The 15,027-nt window shown below is 71.9% G+C and carries 14 protein-coding genes; 7 read left to right on the plus strand and 7 right to left on the minus strand.

Features of this window, described 5'->3' with window-relative positions; translation table 11 throughout:
- Window positions 1-4: 4 nt before the first annotated feature.
- The 3 genes from OG485_RS08170 to OG485_RS08180 form a co-directional block, all read right to left on the minus strand.
- Window positions 5-442 (minus strand): roadblock/LC7 domain-containing protein, encoded by a 438-nt coding sequence (locus OG485_RS08170; RefSeq protein ID WP_326789255.1) that lies wholly within the window; start codon window positions 440-442, stop codon window positions 5-7.
- Window positions 439-2,994 (minus strand): sensor histidine kinase, encoded by a 2,556-nt coding sequence (locus OG485_RS08175; RefSeq protein ID WP_328665369.1) that lies wholly within the window; start codon window positions 2,992-2,994, stop codon window positions 439-441. Before OG485_RS08175 ends, OG485_RS08170 begins: the two co-directional genes overlap by 4 nt.
- 62 nt (window positions 2,995-3,056) lie before the next feature.
- Window positions 3,057-3,830: an MHYT domain-containing protein gene (locus OG485_RS08180; RefSeq protein WP_328665371.1), complete on the minus strand. Its 774-nt coding sequence runs from the start codon at window positions 3,828-3,830 to the stop codon at window positions 3,057-3,059.
- 143 nt (window positions 3,831-3,973) lie between these two features.
- Between OG485_RS08180 and OG485_RS08185 the strand changes: the two genes are divergently transcribed.
- Window positions 3,974-4,582 (plus strand): class I SAM-dependent methyltransferase, encoded by a 609-nt coding sequence (locus OG485_RS08185; RefSeq protein WP_328665373.1) that lies wholly within the window; start codon window positions 3,974-3,976, stop codon window positions 4,580-4,582.
- Window positions 4,583-4,654: 72 nt separating this feature from the next.
- On the opposite strand, the gene OG485_RS08190 is transcribed toward OG485_RS08185, so the two are convergent.
- Window positions 4,655-5,413: an alpha/beta fold hydrolase gene (locus OG485_RS08190; protein WP_328665374.1), complete on the minus strand. Its 759-nt coding sequence runs from the start codon at window positions 5,411-5,413 to the stop codon at window positions 4,655-4,657.
- A gap of 109 nt (window positions 5,414-5,522) precedes the next feature.
- On the opposite strand from OG485_RS08190, the gene OG485_RS08195 reads away from it, so the two are divergent.
- From OG485_RS08195 to OG485_RS08205, 3 genes are all read left to right on the plus strand, one after another.
- A complete protein-coding gene (locus OG485_RS08195) occupies window positions 5,523-6,056 on the plus strand; it encodes a PadR family transcriptional regulator (protein WP_328674280.1) in 534 nt (177 codons plus the stop codon).
- Window positions 6,057-6,165: 109 nt separating this feature from the next.
- Window positions 6,166-6,483 (plus strand): hypothetical protein, encoded by a 318-nt coding sequence (locus OG485_RS08200; protein WP_328665375.1) that lies wholly within the window; start codon window positions 6,166-6,168, stop codon window positions 6,481-6,483.
- Window positions 6,484-6,616: 133 nt separating this feature from the next.
- Entirely contained in the window at window positions 6,617-7,483 is an 867-nt protein-coding gene (locus tag OG485_RS08205) for a hypothetical protein (RefSeq protein ID WP_328665378.1), read from the plus strand.
- 141 nt (window positions 7,484-7,624) lie between these two features.
- Here the strand turns inward: OG485_RS08205 and OG485_RS08210 are convergent, their stop codons facing one another.
- Window positions 7,625-7,807, minus strand: coding sequence for a hypothetical protein (locus tag OG485_RS08210; protein ID WP_103553378.1), 183 nt, complete (start codon window positions 7,805-7,807; stop codon window positions 7,625-7,627).
- Between the two features lie 305 nt (window positions 7,808-8,112).
- Here OG485_RS08210 and OG485_RS08215 point away from each other — a divergent pair, with 305 nt between their 5' ends.
- Entirely contained in the window at window positions 8,113-9,456 is a 1,344-nt protein-coding gene (locus OG485_RS08215) for an esterase-like activity of phytase family protein (RefSeq protein ID WP_328665384.1), read from the plus strand.
- Between the two features lie 62 nt (window positions 9,457-9,518).
- Here the strand turns inward: OG485_RS08215 and OG485_RS08220 are convergent, their stop codons facing one another.
- Both OG485_RS08220 and xylA read right to left on the minus strand, forming a co-directional pair.
- Window positions 9,519-10,112 (minus strand): hypothetical protein, encoded by a 594-nt coding sequence (locus OG485_RS08220; RefSeq protein WP_328665385.1) that lies wholly within the window; start codon window positions 10,110-10,112, stop codon window positions 9,519-9,521.
- Between the two features lie 579 nt (window positions 10,113-10,691).
- Window positions 10,692-11,858 (minus strand): xylose isomerase, encoded by a 1,167-nt coding sequence (gene xylA / locus OG485_RS08225; RefSeq protein WP_328665387.1) that lies wholly within the window; start codon window positions 11,856-11,858, stop codon window positions 10,692-10,694.
- Window positions 11,859-12,075: 217 nt separating this feature from the next.
- Here xylA and xylB point away from each other — a divergent pair, with 217 nt between their 5' ends.
- Both xylB and OG485_RS08235 read left to right on the plus strand, forming a co-directional pair.
- Window positions 12,076-13,521: a xylulokinase gene (gene xylB / locus OG485_RS08230; protein WP_328665389.1), complete on the plus strand. Its 1,446-nt coding sequence runs from the start codon at window positions 12,076-12,078 to the stop codon at window positions 13,519-13,521.
- 171 nt (window positions 13,522-13,692) lie between these two features.
- Complete coding sequence (locus OG485_RS08235; protein ID WP_328665391.1) at window positions 13,693-14,925, plus strand: ROK family transcriptional regulator; 1,233 nt, start codon at window positions 13,693-13,695, stop codon at window positions 14,923-14,925.
- Window positions 14,926-15,027 lie beyond the last annotated feature (102 nt).

Consider the following 15,027-nt stretch of genomic DNA (forward strand, 5'->3'; position numbering starts at 1 on the left):
TCGGTCATCCTGCCGCGGGCGGCTGTGCGCCGACCCGGGGCGGGGCGTGGAGATGCTCGCCGACACGCTTGACCAGAAGCGCCATCTCGTACGCCACGAGTCCGATGTCGGCGGTGGCGGTGGTCAGGACGGCGAGGCACGAGCCGTCCCCCGCCGCGGCCACGAACAGGAAGCCCTCGTCCATCTCCACCATGGTCTGGCGCACCCCGCCCGCGCCGAAGTGGCGGCCGGCTCCCTTGGCCAGGCTGTGGAATCCGGAGGCGACGGCCGCGAGGTGTTCGGCGTCCTCGCGCCGCAGGGCGGTGGACGCGCCCACCGCCAGTCCATCGTTCGACAGCACGACGGCGTGCCGTACTTCGGTCACACGCAGCACCATGTCGTCCAGCAGCCAGTCGAGTTCGCCGGACCGCTGGGCGCTGCCCGTGCTCGGGTCCTGGATCATGAGGGGTCTCCTTCGCTGCTGTCGCCGCCCGCTTCGGGGCCGGCGGTTGCTCCGGCGCCGGGGGACCGGCCGCCGCCACGTGCCCATCCGGCCCGGTACGCGGCCATGCGCGCCCGTACGAGTTCGGGTGTGCGCTCGTCGTCCTCCGGGGACACCGGGGGTTCCGCCGGCTCGTCGGAACGCTGTCCGCGCAGTTGGGGGGCGAGGTTCGCCTGGCGCACCCGGCGTGGAAGTGCGCCGGAGTCCGCGGAGTCCTCCTCGGGGCGGTGCAGGCGCAGCGGCGCCACTCCCGAAAGCGCGGTCTCCTTCGTACCGTTCGCCTGGGGCGGTGCTCCCCGTGATCCGTTCGCCGGCTCCTCGGAAGCCCTCGGTCGCGGTGGGACCAGCGCGGGGCGATCGGTGACGGACCGGACGGCGTCGCGCACCGGGGCGACCGGCACGCGCGCGTACTCCCTCTCCGGCGGCAGGTCCGTGTCGTGTTCCTGGAGGGAACGTTCCATCGGGCCGTCCTGCAGCAGTGCCGTGGGCAGCAGTACGACCGCGGTCGTACCCCCGTAGGGCGAGGTCTGCAGGTGCACCTTGATGCCGTGCCGGGCCGAGAGCCGGCTGACCACGAAGAGGCCCAGCCGGTCGCTGTCGTACAGGTCGAGGGCCTCGGACCGCTCGATACGCAGGTTGGCCTCGGCGATCCTCTCCTTGCCCATGCCCAGTCCCCGGTCCTCGACCTCGATCGCGTAGCCGTTCGCGACCGGTTCGCCGGTGATCCGCACCCGGGTGTGCGGGGGTGAGAACTGGGCGGCGTTCTCGACGAGTTCCGCCAGGAGATGGGTGAGGTCGGCGACCGCTCCGCCGGCCACGGCCGCCTCGGGGAGTTGCCGTACCTCCACGCGCGCGTAGTCCTCGACTTCGGAGACCGCCGCCCGGACCACGTTCGTGAGCGAGACGGGCCTTCGCCACGCCCGTCCGGGCGCGGCTCCGGAAAGGATGATGAGGCTCTCCGCGTGACGGCGCATCCGCGTGGTGAGGTGGTCGAGGCGGAACAGGTCGCTCAGCTCGTCCGGGTCGTCGGACCTGCGCTCCATGGCGTCCAGGAGATTCAGCTGGCGGTGCACGAGTACCTGGCTGCGCCGGGCCAGGTTGACGAAGACTCCGGAGATGCCGCCGGCCAGCTCCGCGCGCTCGACCGCGGCCCGCAGGGCGGCCCGGTGCACGGTGTTCAGCGCCTGGGCGACCTGCCCGGTCTCGTCGTCCGAGGGCCGTCCCGGCGGGGCCTCGTCGTCGACGTCCACCGGCTCTCCCGCGCGCAGCCTGCGCATGGCTTCGGGGAGTTTCCGGCGGGCGATGTCGAGGGCGCCGTCGCGCAGTCCCACGAGTTCGACGACGAGGTCGCGTCCGATGCGTACGGAGATGATCAGCGAGGCGATGACGGCGGCGAGACCGAAGAGGACCGCGGCGCCGGCCGGGGTGAGCAGGGCGTGCCCGAGCGGGTCGGTCGCGTCCGTGGCGCGACGGCCCGCGTCGGCCTCGACCGTACGCATTCCGTCGCTCACCCGCTCGTGAGCGATGCTCCAGGCGGCCTCCGGCGCGGCATCGAGGGCCTTGCGGCCGGGGCGCGAGAGGAGCACCTTGTCCTCGACGGCGCGCACGTCGTCGTAGGCGCTCCCCTGCACGAGGTCGTTCCAGGCGGTTCGTTCGGGCCCGCCGAGGTCCGGCGTCGCGGCGTCCGTCAGAGTACGGCGCGTGTCCACGGCCCCCGTGAACAGCCGTAGCCGTTCACCGTCGAGGGTCCCGGCGAGCCGGGCCCCGCCGAGCACGGCGTCCTCCTGGGCGAGCGCCTCTCGCGCCCGGGAGAATTCGAGGAGGACACGTGCGTCCGTGCGCAGGCCCGTTCCGGAGATGCCGGTGAGCGCTCCATCGACTCCGAATGCCGTCGAAATGGCCCTGGTGTACTCGGCGTACGCCTCATCCCATCCGGTACGGCGCTCCAGCACACCGGTGCGCAGCGCCCGCAGTCGCTCCGTGTCGGCGACGAAGGCGGCGAGGCGCCCGGCGACTCCGGCCGGCAGGTCCGCGCCGTCGGCGACGGTGTTGTGGTCTCCCAGGCGGAGCCTCGCCACGGCGCGGTCGGTGAGTCGTGAGAGGTCCCTGAAGTCGCTCGGCGACGACGCGGCGGGGCCGGTCGCGTAGCGGACGGCTTCCGCCCGTTCGGCCTGGAGCGCGGCGACCGCGGCGTCCACGGGGGCGCGGACCGTCGAGTCCACGCGCTGCGACTGCCGCAGCCGCGCGACGTCCTGCGCCGTGCTCACGGTGGCGTAGGCCCACAGGGCGAGCAAGGAGACGATGGGCACCATCAGCAGGCTGACGATCTTGGCCCGGACGGTACGGGGCCGGACATGCCACCGTCCCGCGCGCGCGAGCGCTTCGGGCGAGGGTCCGGCGAGGAGGTCGCCAAGGTCTCCCTCGTCCGCCGGCGGACCGGCGTGCGCGCGCCGGCCCCGCCGCGGGGGCGGCGGCTGGGCGCCTGCTGTGATGGTCCTGCGGGGTGTACGCATGGCCTCCTCGATCGGAGAGGTTAGGGGCGTGCCGTCCGGGCCGTGCGGCTCCGGTACCGGCGTCAACGGGCGGCGCCCTCCACCGGGCGCCGGGCCGGCGGGGACGCTTCGGTTCGGCCGGACATCGGGGACAGTGCGACGAAGGCCGCTGTCAGGAAGAGGTAGGAGCCGAGGCCGACGGCGAGGGGGAAGATGAACTGCATCGCCGTGGCACCGGACAGAGGTACGCCGGAGGGGGTGACGCGTACGCTCACGGCCATCATTCCGGTGTAGTGCATGCTGCTCACCGCGCCGCCCATGACGAGGGAGGCGGCGGCGACCGCCGCGGGGGACCTGATGGAGAGCGCGGCCCACAGCGCGGCGGTCGCCGCCACCACGGCGATCACGACGGAGAGGGCGACGAGTGCGGGGTCGTAGCGCACCTGGCCGTGCAGCCGCAGTGCCGCCATTCCCAGGTAGTGCATGCTCGCCACGCCGACCCCGGTGGTGAGCCCGCCGAAGACGAGTGCGCGGTGCCGGTCGCGACCGTAGCCGACGGCGAAGAGGCCCGCGCCGACGACGGCCATGGCGACCAGCAGACTGAGGATCGTCAGTGGCACGTTGTAGCGGATCTGCGTGCCCGTGACGCCGAAGCCCAGCATCGCCACGAAGTGCATCGTCCAGATGCCGGTGCCGATCGCGGAAGCAGCCGCGAGCAGCCAGTTGCGGCGCGACCTTCCGGTGGTGTCGAGTCCGCGGACCGTGCAGCGCAGGCCCAGTGCGGAGCCTGTGCACGCCATCGCGTACGACAGTACGGGGGTCAGCCAGCCGAAGGCGGCGTGGTCCAGGTGTCCCATGACCCCGGGACGCTAGTGCGCGCTGGGGCGCACAACTGGGGCGCGTTTCGAAAGCTGTTGCAAAGTGACGAAGGTGTGCGCCCGGGCGATCGCGACAGGCTCGAACATGTGCACCGCGTCGTCCTTCGTGTCGGTGAGAGATCATGCGGCACATGAGCGACGACCACACACACGTCCAGGAGTTCTTCGGCGCGCGCGCCGCCCACTGGGACAGCCGTTTCCCCGACGACGGACCCGCCTACGCGGCAGCGGTGGCCCGTATGCGGTTGCGCACGGGTGACCGCGTGCTCGACGCGGGCTGCGGCACCGGGCGCGCCCTGCCCCCGCTGCGAGCGGCCGTCGGCGGCACCGGAGTGGTCGTGGGAGCCGATCTGACCCCGGCCATGCTGGAGGCCGCGGTCCGGGCCGGACGGGACCACGACGGGAGGCTGCTGCTGGCCGATGTCACCGCGCTGCCGCTGCGCGACGAGTCGCTGGACGCGGTGTTCGCGGCCGGGCTCGTCGCGCACCTGCCGAACCCCGCCGAGAATCTGGTGGAGTTGGCCCGGGTGGTGCGGCCCGGCGGCGCACTGGCGCTCTTCCACCCCATCGGCCGGGCTGCGCTCGCGGCCCGCCAGGGCCGGCAGATCTCTCCGGACGACCTGCGCGCCGAACACAACCTGGGCCCCTTGCTGGCCGCTTCGGGCTGGGACATGACCTCGTACGTGGACGAGGACGCCCGCTTCCTCGCGCTGGCCGCACGCAGGGTATGACCGCCGGCCCTTCGCCGGAGACCGCGGGCCCTCCACCGGGGACGACCGCCGGCCGGGTCCGGTGATGAGTCGTCAGGCTGTACCGGCGACGGCCGCCGCGAACGCGTCGGGGTTGTCGAACATGATGTTGTGTCCGGCACCCGGCACGGTCACGACACGCACCCCCGCCGATTCCAGACCATCGGCACCCGGCAGTTCACCGCTGAGCTCGCCCTGAAGGAAGACGCGCTCCGCCGTCAGTCCCACGAGCATCTGACGCATCGTCGGGGTGCTGCCCTGGGCGAGTCCTGTCGCCGAGCGGTGCAGGGCGCGTGGATCGGCCAGTCGCATGGTCGCGGCCCAGAGGGGGCCGATCTTTTCGAGCACGCGCGCGTGACCGCCGTTGTCGACATAGTCGTGCTCCTCATAGGAGGTGATGCCGCTGCTCCCCGCGGTGGCCGGGGGATGCGGATCGAGATTGGCCTCCACCAGGACGAGCCGTGAGACGAGCTCGGGGCGGCGATGGGCGAGCACGACCGCGACGGAGCCGCCCATGCTGTGCGCGACGAGTTCAGCCCCGGCGACATGGGCCGCCTCCAGGGCTGCCGCCAGAGCGGTGGCATGGTCCTCCAGCGTGTAGCCGAAGCGGGCGGGCCGGTCGCTGATGCCGTGGCCGGGCAGGTCGACGAACAAGGTGCGCCGCCCCGCCAGTTCGGGCCGGGCCGCGATGTGGGCGTTGTACACCGTCGAGGCCGACCCCAGGCCGTGCACGTACACGCGCGCGGGTCCACCGCCCGCCGCCTCCGTCCAGCGGATCATGCTTCCCCTGCCGTCGAACTCCGCCTGCCGCATAACGCTCTCCCCTGTCGCAGTTGCTTCGTTTTCCACAGCCCGAAGAGCATACATCGGTTCCGATGTATGCATGGAGCGATGTACAACGCTGGTGCGGCAGAATGTGGTCATGCTGGAGCTGGCCATCCTCGGATTCCTGTACGACGCCCCGTTGCACGGCTATGAGCTGCGAAAGCGCATCACCGCGCTGACGGGGCACGTGAAGCCGGTGGCGGAGAGCACGCTGTATCCCGCGATCAAGCGGCTGGAGAACGCGCAGCTGCTGGAACGCGCCACACAGCCCGGCTCCGTCGCCGCCCCCCGTCACGTCCTGACGCTCACCGAGGAGGGCCGGCGCGAGCTGCGCCGCAGGCTCGCGGAGCCGTCGCGGCGGGACATCACGGACGAGAACCGCTGGTTCGCGGTGCTCGCCTTCTTCAGACATCTGCAGGACCCCGAGGCGCAGGCCGCCGTGCTGCGCCGCAGGCTGGCCTTCCTGGAGGAGCCCGCGAGCTTCTTCTACGACGGCGACCGGCCATTGCGAGCCGAGGAGCTGGACGACCCCTTCCGGCGCGGCATCCTCACCATCGCGCGGGCCACCAGCCAGGCCGAACTGGCCTGGCTGCGGACCACCCTCGACTCCCTCGACGCGGCCGGCCACTGACACCGGATCCCGGTTCACCGGGCCGCCCCTCTTCTGCCGCCGCAGCTCCATCTCTACGTTGAGTAGCAGCAACCGTACGATCGGCGATCACGCAGGGGATGGTGACCGGATGTCCGGCATATTCGGCAGGCTCCGCTCCATCGGGCGCAGGACCGCGGCCGAGCGGCCCGAGGGGTCCGCGCGGGAGCCGGCCCGGAAAGAGAGAAAGCGCACATACAACCTGTTCGAGGCGGCCGCGGTGTACGTGGCCGCGTACGCGGAGGACGACCAGGAGCAGATCGACGAGGCAGCCGCCTGGGTGTCGCCGGAGGCGCTCTCCTTCGGGGTCAACGAGCTGGCCTGCCGGGCCGTTGTCGCTCTCGCCCGCGAACGCGACGAGTCGCCGCAGGCGGTCGCCCGCACCCTGCTCGGACTGCCCGCGGCCTGACAGGGCGGGTCCGCGAGGGCGTTTCGCCCCCGTCCAGCCGGATAGCTGCAGCTCCACACGGGTTTCGGGCCCGTGACAAGCGCCTTCCCGTCGCTTAGGGTGCGCCGACAGATGGAGCGATCGGGAGGCTGGAATGGCCGGGACGGACGAAGACGCCGTCGCCACCGGGGACGACGACGCGCTGTATGTGCTGACGGCGGTGTTGCTGACACCGGCGAAGTTCCCCAGCGTGCTCGGTGACGACTACCCGGAGGCCTGCGCGACGCTCGACCTCGCGCCTCTCGCGGAGGGGTACGGGCTGGTGCTCGGCCAGGACGGGGAGGGCGCGCGCTGGACCGTCGTCATCGACGACGTCTCCCTGGTCGCCGTCGCCATCGCGTCCTGGGACTGCGGGATGGAGCACGAGCTGTCGCCGGACGAGCGGACGGTCGTGGCCGCGCTGCCCGGCTGGCCCCTCGATGTCGCCGTCTCGGCCCCCGGGGTGCCGGCTCCGCACGACCCCTCGGCCGAACTCACGGAGCGGCCTCCGCTCAGCCCGCCGGACACCAGCTCCTGGGGGCCGGCCCAGCGACGCCTCGGCGCCGACGAGATCGCGCTCCAGTGGGCCACGTGGCGCGACCAGATCGACGACAGCGAGTTCGCGTCCTCGGAGGGCGCCGAGAACGCTTCTGACGACGCTCAGGACTCCCAGGACGGAGACGGGAAGGAGGGCGAGGACGAGAAGGGCGTGAACCGTGCCGGGATCCGCCGCGTTCTCGCCGAGGCCCGCTCGTACGTGGACACACCGCCCCCGCTGGGCCGTGTCCGCTCGTCCTTCGCCACGGGCGACGCTCGTACCCTGCGCGCCGACGGCCCCGGCTGGTCACTGGTCGCCAGGACCGACGACATCGCTTTCGTCCTGCTCGACGAGGAACCCGGCGAGGTTCTGCCCGTCGGACGCGGGCCGGAGCTGCCCGGCCTCCTGGAGGCCCTGGACAAGATGGCGGTGCGCCCGAGCTGAGTGGCCGCGTCACACGGAATCCCGGTGACGCGGCCTTGCCCGCTTCCCTGCGTCAGTCGCGTCGGGCCCTCCGGCTCTCACCGGCCACAGCGAGAGCCGGAGGGACCGCCGACGGAACATCTGGCTCCGGGCGGCCACACCTCAGCGGCCGAGCTCCTTACGGGTGACACGGCGCAGCCTGCGCCGCTGCGAGGGATCCAGCGCCAGATACGCGGCCGCCGGAACTCCCAGCACGATCAGGAAGGCGGCCCACCAGGGCAGCCAGATCCACAGAATCAGGCCGACCGCCACACCTCCTGCGGCGATCTTCGCGTTCTTCGACATGTGTCGCCTCCTCCGCGCCTGCTGGCGCTCTCTGTCCTGAGAACGGGTCCCCGCGTCCCACGGTTCCGGACCGCGACCCTGATACGTCCCTGACGCGCACCCCCTACTCAACCCTGAGAGGACCCCGGGTGGCCCCCGCGCACCGGGGCCATCGGGCCCGGTGCACAGGATCATGACTGGACGCGCGGCGTTCGAGGGAGACCCGATCATTGGTTGACGCGCGGCGTTCACCCTCACGTCGCAATCCGTTCGGCATCGAGGCCAACTCTGGCCGCTGTCAACGAAGTTGTGGCTCAGGAGGCCTGATGTCCCCGCATGTCGCCGGCAAGCACCGCATCCACCGGTCCGTCACCCTGGGCGTGCCGCTCGCCGTGCTGGCCGCCTTCGTAATGGCCGGCACCGCGGACGCCACGTCCGGACCGGCGCAGCCGCGCGTGACGCACACCTCGACGCTCGGGAACATCCCGCTCGGCACGTTCAGCAACGCGCTGCTGCCCGGCACCGTGGGCGACGACCGCGGTGTCGACCTCGGCGGCATCGGCAGCGACATCTACCCGGCCGGACGCAAGGGCGAGTTCTGGACGGTCACCGACCGGGGGCCCAACGGCCAGATCAAGGTGGCCGGCACGAAGCGGCGGACGTTCCCGGTCCCGGGCTTCGACCCGGCGATCGTGAGGATCCGGGTGTGCGGTGACAGCGTGAAGGTCATCGACTCGATCCCGATCACCACATCGTCGGGAAAGCCGGTCACCGGGCTGTCCAACCAGGCGGGACGCGACGAGGCGCCGTACTCCTACGACGCCCAGACCTCCCTTGCGTACAACGCGAACGGTCTGGACACCGAGGGCATCGTGCGGGCGAAGGACGGCTCGTTCTGGCTGGTCGACGAGTACAGCCCGTCGCTGGTGCATGTCTCCGCGCGCGGGAAGGTCCTCACGCGCTATGTTCCCAAGGGCCTCAAGCTGACCGGCACGGACTACCCGGTCGTGGAGGCGCTGCCGGCCGTGCTGCTCCACCGCAAGACCAACCGCGGTCTCGAAGGGCTCGCCCAGCTCCCCGACGGTGATCTCGTGATGGCACTGCAGAGCCCTCTCTCGCTGCCCGACACGGCGGCGGGCGAGGCGTCGCGCACGACGAGGCTGCTGCGCTTCTCCCCCAGGAAGCACGCCGTGACCGCCGAGTACGCGTACCGCTTCGACCCGGTGAACGTGGTCGACCCGAGCGAGGACGACACGTCCGAGCTGAAGATCTCCTCCGTGGTGGCCATCGGCGGCGACCGGCTGCTCGTGGAGGAGCGCACCGACAAGGCGGCCCGGCTGCAGTCGGTGCGGCTCACCCGGGACGCGAACATCCTCGGTGGCCCGTACGACAGCGACACCACGTCGCCGTCGCTGGAGCAGCTGGGCGACCCGGCGTCGGCCGGCGTTCCGGTGCCGGCGAAGCGTCTGGTCGTCGACCTGGGGACCGTCGCCGGGGTGCCCGGCAAGATCGAGGGCGTCGCGCGCGTGGACCACGACACCCTCGCCCTCATCAACGACAACGACTTCGGGATGACCGACGGGACGGGCGCCTTCGACGCACAGGGGCGGCTCGTGGACAGCGGTATCGAGACGACCGTCACCTACGTGCGGCTGCCGCGCGGGATCTGATCCCGAAACCCTTCAGGGCGGCACGCGCGCGTGGACGATGGACAGACACGCACGCGTGCCTCTCACTTCAGCGGCCCGGTGAGCCTGTGGGTCCCCTCGCCGACGCCCGCGGCCAGGCTGCACGCGACTTTGTCGATGCCGGTCTCGTAGCTCCCGGTGTCCGGGTACTGCACGAGTGTCTCGCGCACCGTACCGGCCGCTTGATACGACGCCTTTTGCTCCAAGGGGGCCTTGCACAGCGCGGACGCTGCCTTCTTGAGGGCCGCCTCCGTCGTGTAGGTACCGTCGAGCTCGGTGACCTTCACGACCTCGGCGTCGTGCGGCCGGGTGCACTCGCGTCTGGCGGCCTGTCCGGGCAGGGCGTCGTCCGTGTCGAAACAATCGCCCTTCCGGAGCAGGTAATAGGGCACCTCGTCGTCCGCGAGGGACGGGAAGAGGGACCGCAGGTCGCTGGGCAGCAACCCGGTCGGCAGGTCCGAGGGAAGCGACGGCACGACGCTGGGCAGGCTCGAGGGAAGCGACGGAAATCCGGACGGGAGACTCAGCGAGGGACCGGGAGACCGCTCGGTGCTCTCGGTGGGGGACTTCTTGCCCTTGCCGCCGCCACCTGCGGCCGCAACGGCCACGGCCACGATGATGCCGACGCCGACGATCACCGCGATGACGAGGAGCAGGCTGTTGCGCCGCCGCCCTCCGCGGTGACCACCGGGCCCGAACGGTGGTCCGGGCGGCGGTCCAGGTGGCGGAGGTGGCGGCCATCCGCCACCGCTCTGCCCAGGAGGCAGGCCGCCGCCTTGATCCGGCGAACCGTGGTCCCCGGACGGAGGGCCGTAACCCCCCGGAGGAGGGCCGAAGCCACTCGGTGGAGGTCCGTACCCCCCAGAGGACGGAGAGCCATAGCCACCCGACGACGGAGGACCGTGCCCCCCGGATTCCTGAGGACCGTAACCCCCTGATGATGGAGGCCCGTAGCTCCCTGAACGTGAGCCTTGGACATCACTCCCAAAAGGGTCTGTGTCTCGCTGCGACCGTGGAGACTGAGGCGGTTCGGGCGGTATGGCCATACCACCAAGAGTCGACTCGAATCCGGTCATCGCGCGACCCCTGTGCGGAAGTTGATACGGACTCATGCCCTGGATCGCATGATTCCGGGAATCTCCACACGAGGATCGGACACCGAGGCGTGCGGGCCGGACCCGCCGGAGGGCGGGTCCGGCCCAACGGGAGCGGTCCGGTCAGCGGCGCGTGCCCAGGAGGTGGTCCATCGCCAGCTGGTCCAGCTGCTCGAAGGCCATGCCGCGCGCGGCCGCAGCCTCGACGTCGAAGTCCTCGAAGGCGACACGGTCGGCGAGCAGCCCCGCGAGGCCGTCCTCGGCGGTCGGCTGCGCCAGCTCGTGCAGACGCGAGGCGCGCAGTGCCGCCTGGACCTCGGGGTCGGCACGGAACGCGGCCGCACGCTCGCGCAGGATCAGGTAGTTGCGCATGCAGCCCTCCGCCGACGCCCACACGCCGTCGAAGTCCTCGGTCCGCGGCGGCTTGAAGTCGAAGTGCTTCGGGCCCGCGTAGCCGGCGGTCTCCAGGAGGTCGACCAGCCAGAAGGCGGACCGCAGATCGCCCGCGCCGAACCGCAGGTCCTGGTCGTACTTGATGCCCGACTGGCCATTGAGGTCGATGTGGAACAGCTTGCCCGCCCACAGCGCCTGCGCGATGCCGTGCGCGAAGTTCAGTCCGGCCATCTGCTCGTGGCCGACCTCGGGGTTGACGCCGTACAGCTCCGGACGCTCCAGGCGCTCGATGAAGGCGAGGGCGTGGCCGACGGTGGGGAGCAGGATGTCGCCGCGGGGCTCGTTCGGCTTGGGCTCGATCGCGAACTTCAGGTCGTAACCCTGCGAGGTCACGTACTCACCGAGGAGGTCGAAGGCCTCCTTCATGCGGTCGAGGGCGACCCGCACGTCCTTGGCCGCGCCGGACTCGGCTCCCTCGCGGCCGCCCCAGGCGACGTACGTCTCGGCGCCGAGCTCGACCGCCAAATCGATGTTGCGGACGGTCTTGCGCAGCGCGTAGCGACGCACGTCACGGTCGTTCGAGGTGAACGCGCCGTCCTTGAAGACGGGGTGCGTGAACAGGTTGGTGGTGGCCATCGGCACCTTGAGGCCGGTGGCGTCCAGGGTCTGCCTGAACCGCTTGATGTGCGACTCGCGCTCGCTGTCCGAGGATCCGAAGGGGATCAGGTCGTCGTCGTGGAAGGTCACTCCGTAGGCGCCGAGCTCGGCCAGTCGCTGTACGGACTCGACCGGGTCCAGGGCGCGCCGCGTGGCGTCGCCGAACGGGTCCCTTCCCTGCCAGCCGACGGTCCACAGGCCGAAGGTGAACCTGTCATCGGGGGTGGGCTGGTAGTTCATGCCGCGGCTCCTTGCTAGCTCCGACTATTTCGTCATGGCAGTTTACAAATTAGTATGCGGACGCATCTCTGGGAAGAGACGAAGTAGGAAACCTGGTCACATCGGTCCGGGGACGAACCGCGGGATCCGGGCCGCGGCGGGTCCGGACACCCCCGTGACCAGCACAGATCCCATGACCAGCACAGATCCCGCGGAGCCGCGGAAGAGGGAGAGTCCGATGTCAGCAGCCGAGGGTCCGCTCGTCATCGGGGTGGACTCGTCCACCCAGTCCACGAAGGTCCTGGTCGTCGACGCGTCGACCGGACAGGTGGTGGCGAGCGGCCAGGCGCCGCACACCGTCACCACCGGGGCGGGCCGCGAGAGCGACCCCCGCCGGTGGTGGGACGCGCTCTGCGAAGCGCTGCGCCAGTGCGGCGACGCCGCCCGTGAAGCGGCGGCCGTGTCGATCGGCGGGCAGCAGCACGGGCTCGTGACGCTCGACGCCCGGGGCGAGCCCGTACGCCCCGCCCTGCTGTGGAACGACGTGCGCTCGGCGCCCCAGGCCCGTCGGCTGGTCGAAGAGCTCGGCGGCCCGAAATCCTGGGCCGAGCGGACCGGCAGCGTGCCGGCCGCGTCCTTCACGGCCACGAAGTGGGCCTGGCTGGCCGAGCACGAGCCCGACGCCGTCCGGGCGACGGCAGCGGTGCGGCTGCCCCACGACTACCTCACCGAACGGCTCACCGGACAGGCCACCACCGACCGCGGCGACGCCTCGGGCACCGGGTGGTGGGCTTCCGGGAGCGAGGCGTACGACGAGGAGGTCCTCGCCCACATCGGGCTCGACCCCGCCCTGCTCCCCCGCGTCGTCCGGCCGGGCGAGGTGGCCGGGACAGTGCATACCCTTGGAGAACTGCCGTTCTCCAAGGGCACCCTGGTCGCGGCCGGAACCGGGGACAACGCGGCCGCCGCACTCGGCCTCGGGCTGCGCCCCGGCACCCCGGTGGTCAGCCTCGGCACTTCGGGGACCGTGTACGCCGTCTCGACACACCGCCCGGCAGACCCGACCGGCACGGTGGCCGGATTCGCGGACGCGCGCGGTGACTGGCTCCCGCTGGCCTGCACGCTGAACTGCACGCTGGCCGTCGACCGGTTCGCCGCGCTGCTCGGCCTCGACCGCGAGGCCGTCGAGCCCGGTTCATCGGTGACGTTTCTCCCGTTCCTGGACGGCGAGCGCACACCGAACCTGCCGCACGCCTCGGGGCTGCTGCACGGACTCAGGCACGACACGACGGGTGGGCAGCTGCTCCAAGCCGCGTACGACGGCGCCGTGCACTCCCTGCTGGGCGCCCTCGACCTGGTACTGGACGCGGACGCCGACCGTTCGGCGCCGTTGCTCCTGATCGGAGGCGGGGCGCGGGGCAAGGCCTGGCAGCAGACCGTACGCCGGCTCTCGGGTCGGCCCGTGCAGGTGCCCGAGGCCAGAGAACTGGTCGCACTCGGCGCCGCCGCGCAGGCGGCCGGTCTGCTGACGGGCGAGGACCCGGCGGCGGTGGCCCGGCGCTGGGACACCGCCCGCGGGCCGGTGCTCGATGCCATCGAACGGGACGAGGAGACGCTGGCGCGGATCACCGGGGTACTCTCCGACGCGGCCCCGCTGCTCGAACGGGAGCCGAACACGAACTGACCAGGACCAGGCGTGCCGCCCCGGCGTGACCGGCTCTCGCGAGTGGCGTCCCCTCGCGCGTGAGCGGTACCGGCCCGGGGCGGCCCGGTGGCCCCGCCGACGCGGGACCGCCCGGTGGGAACCCGCACCGAGACAGGCCGACGGGACGGCCGGACGAGGATCGACGGAAGCATGACCGCACCGCTGCACGAGGCCCATCCGACCGGTTCCGGCCGACGACTGCCCGACACCCAGCAGGGCATGCGCCGCCGCAACCTCTCGCGCGTCATGCACACCGTCAGCGACGAGGGACCGCTGTCGCGCGCCGCCGTCGCCTCCCACATCGGTCTGACCCGGGCGGCCATATCCACCCTGGTGGACGAACTGATCCGCACGGGGCTCCTCGAAGAACTGGGGCCCGAGCGGCCGGGCAGAGTGGGACGTCCGGGCTCGGCGCTCGCCGTCAGCGGGCACGGTCCCGCCGGGATCGGCGCCGAGGTGGGCGTCGACCATCTCGCGGTGTGCGCGGTCGATCTCCGGGGCGCCGTGCGGGCCCGTGCCGTACGGCACGGCACGAACCGCGGCCGGGCGGCCGGGCCGGTGATCCAGGAACTGACGGCGCTGGTACGGCAGGTCGTCGCCGAGGCCGACCGGGAAGGGCTGTGGCCCGCCGGCCTCGCAGTCGCCGTCCCCGGGCTCGTCGCCCGTGACGCCCGGACGGTGGTCCAAGCCCCGAACCTCGACTGGCGCGACACGGACCTCGGTGAGCTGCTGCCCGCCGAGTGGCCCTTGACCGTGGACAACGAAGCGAACTTCGGCGGCCTCGCGGAGCTCTGGCTCGGCGACACGACCCCGCGTGACTTCCTGCACGTGTCCGCGGAGATCGGCATCGGTGCCGCGGTACTCGTGGACGGACAGCTCCTGCGCGGGACCCGTGGTTTCGCGGGCGAGTTGGGGCACGTTCCGGTCCGTCCGGAGGGACCGGAGTGCCCGTGCGGCGGCCGCGGCTGCCTCGAACAGTACGCGGGCGAGGAGGCCGTTCTGCGTGCCGCCGGTATCGAACCCGGCGAGGACCGGGTCGGGCTGCTGTCCCGGCGTGCCGCCGACGGCGATCCGGACGTGCGCCGTGCCCTGCGCGACGCCGGCACCGCGCTCGGCATCGCTCTGACCGGGGCGGTCAACCTGCTGGACCCGGAGACGGTCGTGCTGGGCGGGGCCCTCGCCGGGCTCGCGCCCTGGCTGCTTCCTTCGCTGGAGGACGAGTTGGCGCGGCGTACGGCGGGTCCCGCCTGCCCTGTTTCCGTATCCCGTCTGGGATCCGAGGGGCCGCTGCTCGGTGCAGCGCATTCGGTGGTGCGCGCGGTGCTCGACGACCCGGCGGCGGTGGCGGGCCGGTCGCAAGCGGCACGCCGACCGGCCGTGTAGGGGACGCCGGAGAGGCGTTGCCCGGAACGGCCGGATGGACACGAGACATCGGCCGGGGGCGTTCCCCCTTGTGGGTGATCGTGTTGTCCACAATCCGCGGGC

This window comes from Streptomyces sp. NBC_00328, from assembly GCF_036139655.1.
Classification (GTDB): domain Bacteria; phylum Actinomycetota; class Actinomycetes; order Streptomycetales; family Streptomycetaceae; genus Streptomyces.

Excerpts from the sequence above, each read along its gene's own strand:
- OG485_RS08175 (WP_328665369.1), bottom strand. The coding sequence starts at position 2,994 with ATGCGTACACCCCGCAGGACCATCACAGCAGGCGCCCAGCCGCCGCCC.
- OG485_RS08235 (WP_328665391.1), top strand. The coding sequence starts at position 13,693 with ATGACCGCACCGCTGCACGAGGCCCATCCGACCGGTTCCGGCCGACGA.
- xylA (WP_328665387.1), bottom strand. The coding sequence starts at position 11,858 with ATGAACTACCAGCCCACCCCCGATGACAGGTTCACCTTCGGCCTGTGG.
- OG485_RS08210 (WP_103553378.1), bottom strand. The coding sequence starts at position 7,807 with ATGTCGAAGAACGCGAAGATCGCCGCAGGAGGTGTGGCGGTCGGCCTG.
- OG485_RS08180 (WP_328665371.1), bottom strand. The coding sequence starts at position 3,830 with ATGGGACACCTGGACCACGCCGCCTTCGGCTGGCTGACCCCCGTACTG.
- OG485_RS08170 (WP_326789255.1), bottom strand. The coding sequence starts at position 442 with ATGATCCAGGACCCGAGCACGGGCAGCGCCCAGCGGTCCGGCGAACTC.
- OG485_RS08205 (WP_328665378.1), top strand. The coding sequence starts at position 6,617 with ATGGCCGGGACGGACGAAGACGCCGTCGCCACCGGGGACGACGACGCG.
- xylB (WP_328665389.1), top strand. The coding sequence starts at position 12,076 with ATGTCAGCAGCCGAGGGTCCGCTCGTCATCGGGGTGGACTCGTCCACC.
- OG485_RS08215 (WP_328665384.1), top strand. The coding sequence starts at position 8,113 with ATGTCCCCGCATGTCGCCGGCAAGCACCGCATCCACCGGTCCGTCACC.
- OG485_RS08200 (WP_328665375.1), top strand. The coding sequence starts at position 6,166 with ATGTCCGGCATATTCGGCAGGCTCCGCTCCATCGGGCGCAGGACCGCG.
- OG485_RS08190 (WP_328665374.1), bottom strand. The coding sequence starts at position 5,413 with ATGCGGCAGGCGGAGTTCGACGGCAGGGGAAGCATGATCCGCTGGACG.
- OG485_RS08185 (WP_328665373.1), top strand. The coding sequence starts at position 3,974 with ATGCGGCACATGAGCGACGACCACACACACGTCCAGGAGTTCTTCGGC.
- OG485_RS08195 (WP_328674280.1), top strand. The coding sequence starts at position 5,523 with ATGCTGGAGCTGGCCATCCTCGGATTCCTGTACGACGCCCCGTTGCAC.